This is a genomic window from Stenotrophomonas sp. HMWF023 (assembly GCF_003060985.1).
Taxonomy (GTDB): domain Bacteria; phylum Pseudomonadota; class Gammaproteobacteria; order Xanthomonadales; family Xanthomonadaceae; genus Stenotrophomonas; species Stenotrophomonas lactitubi.
The window spans coordinates 1,318-3,315 of sequence record NZ_QAIJ01000216.1 but is presented as its reverse complement, the minus strand read 5'-3'; the positions used below and the strand labels follow the sequence as shown (position 1 = coordinate 3,315).

General features: G+C 69.1%; 2 protein-coding genes and 1 pseudogene. All 3 read left to right on the top strand.

What is annotated here, in order from left to right:
• Positions 1-586: endolytic transglycosylase MltG (gene mltG, locus DBR20_RS23035; protein WP_258223311.1), on the top strand; the 586-nt coding region annotated here is incomplete at its 5' end.
• Positions 583-1,248: a dTMP kinase gene (tmk, locus tag DBR20_RS11605; RefSeq protein WP_108266271.1), complete on the top strand. Its 666-nt coding sequence runs from the start codon at positions 583-585 to the stop codon at positions 1,246-1,248. The genes mltG and tmk, both read left to right, overlap by 4 nt.
• Positions 1,245-1,998 (top strand): annotated as a pseudogene (locus DBR20_RS11600) (DNA polymerase III subunit delta'); the annotation flags it as partial. The gene tmk and the pseudogene DBR20_RS11600, both read left to right, overlap by 4 nt.

Here is a 1,998-nt window from a genome sequence, read left to right as displayed (position 1 = left end):
CGGCCAGCATCCGGAAGGCCGCTTCCTGCCGGAGACCTATGTCTACCAGCGTGGCGACAGCGACCTGGACGTGCTCAAGCGTGCCCACGGCGCGATGGAGAAGGCGCTGGACGAAGCCTGGGAAAGCCGCGCGCCGGATCTGCCGATCAATACGCCGTACGAGCTGCTGACGATGGCGTCGATCATCGAAAAGGAAACCGCGCTGGCCAGCGAGCGACCGCAGATTGCCGGCGTGTTCATGCGCCGCCTGAAGATCGGCATGCGCCTGCAGACCGATCCCACCGTGATCTACGGCATCGGTGCCGCGTACGACGGCAACATCCGCCGCCGTGACCTGACCACCGATACGCCCTACAACACCTACACCCGGTCTGGCCTGACCCCGACCCCGATCGCCATGCCCAGCCGCGACGCGCTGATGGCCGCTGCACGACCGGCACCGGGCGATGCGCTGTACTTCGTCGCCGTCGGTGATGGCAGTGGCGCACACGTGTTCTCGCCCAGCCTGGACAAACACAACGCCGCCGTAGCCCGCTACCTGCAGCAGCTGCGCCAGCAACGCACCAAGGAGACCCCGGCGCAATGAGTTCCGCGCTGCTTCGCCATCCCCGTTTCGTCAGCCTGGAAGGCGGCGAGGGCGCGGGCAAGACCACGGCCATCAACGCCATCCGCGAGTGCCTGCGCCGCCACGGCCATGAGGTCGTGCTGACCCGCGAACCCGGTGGCACGCCGCTGGCCGAACGCATCCGCGGGCTGGTGCTGAAGCCCGATGCGGAGATCGCTGCCGAGCCGCTCGGTGCCGAGGCCGAACTGCTGCTGGTGTTCGCCGCACGCGCGCAGCATGTGCGCCAGGTGATCCAGCCGGCACTGCAGCGTGGCGCCTACGTGCTCAGCGATCGCTTCACCGATTCCAGCTACGCCTACCAGGGCGGTGGCCGCGGCCTGGACCCGCAGTGGATTGCCGACCTGGAGCGCCGCGCCGTTGGCCTGCTGCCCGGTTTGACCCTGCTGCTGGACGTGGACGTGGCCGTTGGCCGCGCGCGTGCCAATGGCCGCGATCTGTGGCCGGACCGCATCGAAAGCGAGCAGGACGATTTCTTCCAGCGCGTGCGCGAGGTGTTCCGCAGCCGCGCACAGCAGGACCCGCAGCGCTTCGCGCTGGTCGATGCCGGCCAGGTGCAGGAGCGGGTGGCTGCTGATGTGGTTGCGTGTGTCGAGCGCTGGCTGCAGCAAGGGGAGGGCGCATGAGTACGTTTTCGCCTTGGCAGCAGCGCGCGTTCGACCAGACCGTGGCCGCGTTGGATGCGGAGCGGCTGGGCCACGGCCTGCTGATCTGTGGCCCGGCCGGGCTGGGCAAGCGTGAAGTGGCGCTTGCGCTGGCCGACCATGTGCTGGCACGCGGCGATGCCGCGCACGCCACCCGCACCCGCCAGCTGATTGCCGCCGGCACGCATCCCGACCTGCAGCTGATCAGCTTCATTCCGAACAAGAGCGGCGACAAGCTGCGCACCGAGATCGTGATCGAGCAGGTGCGCGAGATCACCAACAAGCTGGCGCTGACCCCGCAGTACGGTGTGGCGCAGGTGGTGATCGTCGACCCGGCCGACGCCATCAACCGTTCGGCCGCCAATGCGCTGCTGAAGACCCTGGAAGAGCCGCAGCCCGGGCGCTACCTGTGGTTGATCAGCAGTGACCCGGCGCGTCTGCCGCAGACCGTGCGCAGCCGCTGCCAGCGCCTGGAATTCAAGCTGCCGCCGCGCGAGGAAGCGCTGGCCTGGCTGCAGCAGCAGGGTCACAGCGAGGCGGCCGCGCGCGAGGCGCTGGATGCAGCACGCGGCCATCCCGGGCAGGCCGATAACTGGCTGCGCGAAGACGGCCTGAGCCTGCGTCGCGACGTCGGACGCGAGCTGGAACAGCTGGCCGCTGGCAAGACCGGTGCGGTGGAGCTGGCGCAGAAGTGGTGCGCCGATGACAACGCGGCGCTGCGCCTGCGCTTCG

Excerpts from the sequence above, each read along its gene's own strand:
- tmk (WP_108266271.1), top strand. The coding sequence starts at position 583 with ATGAGTTCCGCGCTGCTTCGCCATCCCCGTTTCGTCAGCCTGGAAGGC.